This is a genomic window from Marisediminitalea sp., assembly GCF_984433645.1.
The window spans coordinates 1-4,913 of record NZ_CFIDRX010000244.1 but is presented as its reverse complement, the minus strand read 5'-3'; the positions used below and the strand labels follow the sequence as shown (position 1 = coordinate 4,913).

Annotated in this window: 5 protein-coding genes and 1 pseudogene; 4 read left to right on the top strand and 2 right to left on the bottom strand. The window is 43.5% G+C overall.

All coding sequences use genetic code 11. The features are described 5' to 3' along the window. Positions 1-89: 89 nt before the first annotated feature. Positions 90-347, bottom strand: a complete 258-nt coding sequence (locus tag AC4MRN_RS19505) for a type II toxin-antitoxin system prevent-host-death family antitoxin (RefSeq protein WP_491055005.1) — start codon at positions 345-347, stop codon at positions 90-92. Positions 348-760: 413 nt separating this feature from the next. On the opposite strand from AC4MRN_RS19505, the gene AC4MRN_RS19500 reads away from it, so the two are divergent. Then, a complete protein-coding gene (locus AC4MRN_RS19500; protein WP_073323695.1) occupies positions 761-1,405 on the top strand; it encodes an NAD(P)H-dependent oxidoreductase in 645 nt (214 codons plus the stop codon). A 1-nt stretch (position 1,406) separates the two neighbouring features. Next, a complete protein-coding gene (locus tag AC4MRN_RS19495; RefSeq protein ID WP_491204246.1) occupies positions 1,407-3,338 on the top strand; it encodes a monovalent cation:proton antiporter-2 (CPA2) family protein in 1,932 nt (643 codons plus the stop codon). 169 nt (positions 3,339-3,507) lie between these two features. On the opposite strand, the gene AC4MRN_RS19490 is transcribed toward AC4MRN_RS19495, so the two are convergent. Further along, the gene (locus tag AC4MRN_RS19490) at positions 3,508-3,885 is read right to left on the bottom strand and encodes a winged helix-turn-helix transcriptional regulator (protein ID WP_073323929.1); all 378 of its coding nucleotides are present in this window, start codon (positions 3,883-3,885) and stop codon (positions 3,508-3,510) included. A gap of 147 nt (positions 3,886-4,032) precedes the next feature. Here AC4MRN_RS19490 and AC4MRN_RS19485 point away from each other — a divergent pair, with 147 nt between their 5' ends. Together AC4MRN_RS19485 and AC4MRN_RS19480 are read left to right on the top strand one after the other, a co-directional pair. After that, a complete protein-coding gene (locus AC4MRN_RS19485; RefSeq protein ID WP_155013843.1) occupies positions 4,033-4,629 on the top strand; it encodes an NAD(P)H-dependent oxidoreductase in 597 nt (198 codons plus the stop codon). A gap of 45 nt (positions 4,630-4,674) precedes the next feature. Next, positions 4,675-4,913 (top strand): annotated as a pseudogene (locus AC4MRN_RS19480) (hypothetical protein); the annotation flags it as partial.

The window sequence follows — 4,913 nt, the reverse complement described above, 5'->3', positions numbered from 1 at the left end:
CTTTTGATTTAATAGCTTGCTTGGCCTCGCTAGCAACATTCTGATTAAATTTTCTGGTTAAAAATGCATCCAGGTTTTTCAAACAAAGTTTAAAAACCGTTGTCACTTTTTTGCTGTCTCCAATCGTCTTCAAATGCTTCATCCAGATCAAATAGCCCATTCTGTCGCGCGCTGTGTTCTGACAAATTAATGAGTTTAAATAATGCTAAAGTTTGTTGCTGTTCTTCGTAGACTTTCGCATCCTGAATAACATACTTTGGCTTGCCATTTTGCGTGACCCAAATGGGATTATCCAATTCCAGATGATTCGCATGTTCCTTCATGCAAGGTACAGTTTGAGTTTTCATGACAATCTCTATTGGTCTAAATATAGACTTACTATAGTCCGATAGACGACAAATGAAACGGATAGATTTTGTGCATACAGAAAATTTGCAACGCCCCAAAAATTAAGCCTGATCTCCTAAATTTAACTAACTATTTTAAACATTGGATGTTCTACTAATAACCGCCGTTACTTTTCAGGGGGGGGATTACGACATGCATGCGTTATTAACAATTTTCGCCTTTTAGCAATTGTTTTTATTTACCTTTCCAGCTCTCGACCTCTCATTTTTAACAGGTAACCAAAAGTATACTAATTGATTGTAGTTTCAAGGTAACTAAAATACACCACTTACCAGAAAGTGAGAAAACACACATACTTAACTACATTGTAATACCACCCAAAAGCAGCACTAAACAAGCTTGGAAAACGTGTATGAATAGCGACAACAAAAGCGATATAGATGAAAGTAAGCACAATAGAAAAGTTTTGGTACTGTTTGCTCACCCTGCGCAAACCCGTTCTGAGGTTAACGTTCCGCTTTTTGCAGATGCACAAGCAATCGAGCATGTGACCGCTGTAGACTTGTATGCCGAATACCCCGACTTCAATATTGATATAGAACGCGAACAACAGCAGCTTGTAGATCACGACATCATCATTTTTCTGTACCCATTATATTGGTACTCAACGCCGTCAATTTTAAAAGAATGGCAGGATCTTGTGCTCGAGTATGGCTTTGCTTATGGACACGAAGGAACGGCACTTAAAGGTAAACAGTTTTTATGCGCTATAAGTGCTGGCGGCAAAGAAGAAGCGTATCAAACTGACGGTTTTAATCATTTCACTATCCGCCAACTTCTCCAACCACTTGAACAAATGGCAAGTATTACTCATATGACCTACCTGGCGCCTTTTGCATTGTTTGGTTCTCGCACCGCACAGGAAGAACACCGTATTAGCGATCATCGTCGAAAATGGACGACGTTGCTAAACAAACTCGTCAAAGGCGAACTGAATATGGAGAAAGCAATGAACATCGAAAACCTAGCCGATTTGTGCACACAGTCAGGAGAGTAAGATGACAGGCTATTTTCTCTATGCGTTTATTTATCTGGTGGCGGCGGTTATTGCAGTTCCCATCGCTAAGCGATTAGGGCTTGGTTCGGTTTTAGGCTATTTAATCGCAGGCCTGGTTATTGGCCCGGTATTCGGACTTGTGGGTGATGAAACCACAACTATCCAACACTTTGCCGAGTTTGGTGTGGTGATGATGCTATTTTTAGTTGGTCTGGAGCTTGAGCCCCGCTCATTGTGGGCCATGAAATCAAAGCTTCTGGGTTTGGGCGGATTGCAGCTTGGACTGACTGCTGCGCTTATTACCGCCGCAGCAATTGCATTAGGTCAACCCTTTGGGGTTTCCCTGACGATAGGACTCATTTTTGCGCTGTCCTCAACTGCTATCGTACTACAAACTTTTCAAGAGAAAGGTTTACAGCAAACAGAAGGAGGCAAAAGCGCGTTTTCGGTGCTGCTGTTTCAAGATATCGCCGTCATCCCTATGTTAGCGCTAATCCCGCTGCTGGCTATTCCTGAGCTAGCGTCGAGTGCTGCAGAGCATGGTTCGAGCAGCGAAAGCCACAACAACTTAAGCCTGGTAGAGGGACTACCACCGTGGGGCTACGGCTTGGTTATCATCAGTTCTGTGGCCTTTGTCACAGTGGGCGGTCACTACCTAAGCCGCCCTTTATTCAAATTTGTCGCTTCGTCACATCTACGTGAAATTTTCACAGCGACGGCGTTAATGCTTATTATCGGTATTGCCGCTCTGATGGGGTTAGTTGGTCTTTCCCCCGCCCTGGGCGCGTTCCTGGCTGGCGTAGTACTTGCCAATAGCGAGTTTAGGCACGAGTTGGAAGCTAACATTGAGCCTTTCAAAGGACTCCTCCTCGGGCTCTTTTTTATTACCGTAGGAGCAGGCATTAATTTTGGAGTACTGTCGGACAACGCAGTATTAATTGCAGCCCTTACTATTACGGTTATGCTTGTAAAAGCAATGGTACTGTACGTGATTGCCGTCGTATTTAAGTTGCGCGAAAGCAATAAATGGCTATTTACACTTAGTTTGGCGCAGGCGGGGGAATTTGGCTTTGTATTGTTAAGTTTTGCATCGCAAAACTATGTGCTCCCCAGTAATATTATTTCTGTTCTCTCTTTGGTTGTCGCCATTTCTATGTTCTTAACCCCCGGCCTTTTCATCTTATTCGACAAAGCCATCATGCCTCGCTATCAAGGCAACAAAACACAACGGGAGCAAGACACCATTGACGAACAAGGTTCGGTCGTTATTGCCGGTATAGGGCGCTTCGGTCAAATTATTAATCGCTTACTGGTAGCCAATGATGTTAAAACCGTGGTGCTTGATATCCGCTCAGAACAGATTGACCTAATCAGGCGTGTCGGCACAAAAGCCTATTTTGGCGATGCGTCTAAGCCGGATATTTTACACACTGCCGGTGCTCACGATGCCTCTTTGCTGGTTATCGCCATCGATGATAAAGACACGGCTGCCGAAATGGTAAAATATGCCAAGCATGCCTACCCCAATGTTAAGGTACTTGCCCGTGCATTCGATCGTGGTCATGGCTACCGTCTTCGTCAGCTAGGTGCAGATTATGTCGTATCAGAAACCTATCATTCCGCACTTGAAATGGGGGCAGAAGCACTGCGTTCACTGAATATTCATCCTTTCCATGTTGAACGCCAAAAGATGGCCTATAAGAATATTGAAGATCAACAAAACGATATGCTTTATAAGGCATGGATCGACGATGCCAGCGGTGAACGCATCGACAATAACTACCTCAAACTATTTATTGAACTTGAGTCCTTAATTAAAAATGCACTGAAAGCAGATTTGCATGACAAACACTCAAAAATGCGTGGCTGGACACCGCCACCAAAAGGCTACGCTGAAAAACTTGAGCACGATGAAATACCTGATAATGAATAAGGTCAGACAACCATATCAAACGCTGGTTTTCACAAGGCTCTTAATGCAGTTTACGGCTATCCAACCAGGCCGTAACCCATTAAAACCCTCTCCGATGATGCGATTGATTAATATTGATAAAAATTAAGCTTGCAGCGCAATTTGAGGGCTCGCGTTTGTGGGGCCGAGCCTAGCGCTGCTTTGCGTTTATCTGCACATCATGGGTTTCAGACCACACTCTAAGCTCATCCAGAATGTGCAAAGCTGTTCGCCCAAACTCGGTCAGCTCGTACGTGACGGCAACTGGCCTATCGCTGATAACCTTTCGTAACACCATGCCTTCGTCTTCAAGCTCTTTGAGACGCTGATCAACCATCTTTTTACTTGCGCCACCGAGCATTCGTGCAAGATCGTTAAATCTGACAGGCTCATCTTTCAGATGGTAAATAATCGAACCTTTCCATTTTCCGCCAATTAATCGCATTCCCTTTTCAATAGCACAGGGCTCCATGCAAGCGTTGTAAACTTTTTTTCGTCCTTTATTGTCTGTTTTTATTGAACTTTCCAACTTACACCCTCTCATTTAAAGCAGGTTACTAAAAGTATACTAATTGATTACCGTTTAAAGGTAACTAAAATATACCACATACCTTAAAGCGAGAAAACACGCTTGCTTTGATTAACCTATATGTAAGCAATCTTAGGAGTCTTTTCAATGAGCACCACAAGTTTAGGCAATGTACTAATTATTAATGCCCACCAGTATTATCCATTCTCAGAGGGCAAGCTGAATGCTGCCCTTGTTGATAAAGCCGTCACTCTGCTTGAAGGTAAAGGCTATAACACTCGCGTAGTGACGATGGCAGAAGAATACGATGTGGATGAGCAGCTTGCACATCACCAATGGGCAAATTTTGTCATTCTTCAATCGCCTATTAATTGGATGGGAGTGCCCTGGTCATTCAAAAAATATATGGACGAAGTATATACCGCAGGTATGGGCGGCGCTTTGTGTGCGGGCGATGGGCGTGTAGCCGAAGAGCCTAAGAAAAACTACGGTACTGGCGGCACACTTGCAGATGTAAAGTACATGATGTCTCTGACCTTCAATGCACCAGAAGAATCGTTCAATGATAATGAAGAGTTTTTTGACGGTAAATCAGTAGACGATTTGATGTTCCCAATGCATATGAACTTCAAGTTTTTTGGCATGACTCCGATGGAAACCTTTGCCAGCTTCGACGTAATGAAAAACGCAGACGTTGAGAACGACTTTAAACGCTTCGAAGCCCACATAAACAAGCACTTTTAACCCAGTTATAAAGCGATGATTTTGAAAAACGTCTGAGGAGTTTTTATGTCTCTTTTACGTCCCGTATTGAAATCCGGATTTTGCTTGATGTTGGCAGCGACTGCCAACACTCATGCTCGCGAGCAGTATGAACCAGGACACATTGCTTCACCCCAACAGTATGAAATATTGCTTGAAAACGAACGTGCCCTTGTTTTGAAAATGGTGTTGAAGCCAGGCGAAAGCGATTCGTTTCATCGTCACAACAACGAAACGGTTTATTTTGAAAAAGGCAGCAAGTTAAA

Bases quoted from the DNA above. Each gene is read 5' to 3' on its own strand.
- AC4MRN_RS19500 (WP_073323695.1), top strand. From the start codon at position 761: ATGAATAGCGACAACAAAAGCGATATAGATGAAAGTAAGCACAATAGA.
- AC4MRN_RS19485 (WP_155013843.1), top strand. From the start codon at position 4,033: ATGAGCACCACAAGTTTAGGCAATGTACTAATTATTAATGCCCACCAG.
- AC4MRN_RS19495 (WP_491204246.1), top strand. From the start codon at position 1,407: ATGACAGGCTATTTTCTCTATGCGTTTATTTATCTGGTGGCGGCGGTT.
- AC4MRN_RS19505 (WP_491055005.1), bottom strand. From the start codon at position 347: ATGAAAACTCAAACTGTACCTTGCATGAAGGAACATGCGAATCATCTG.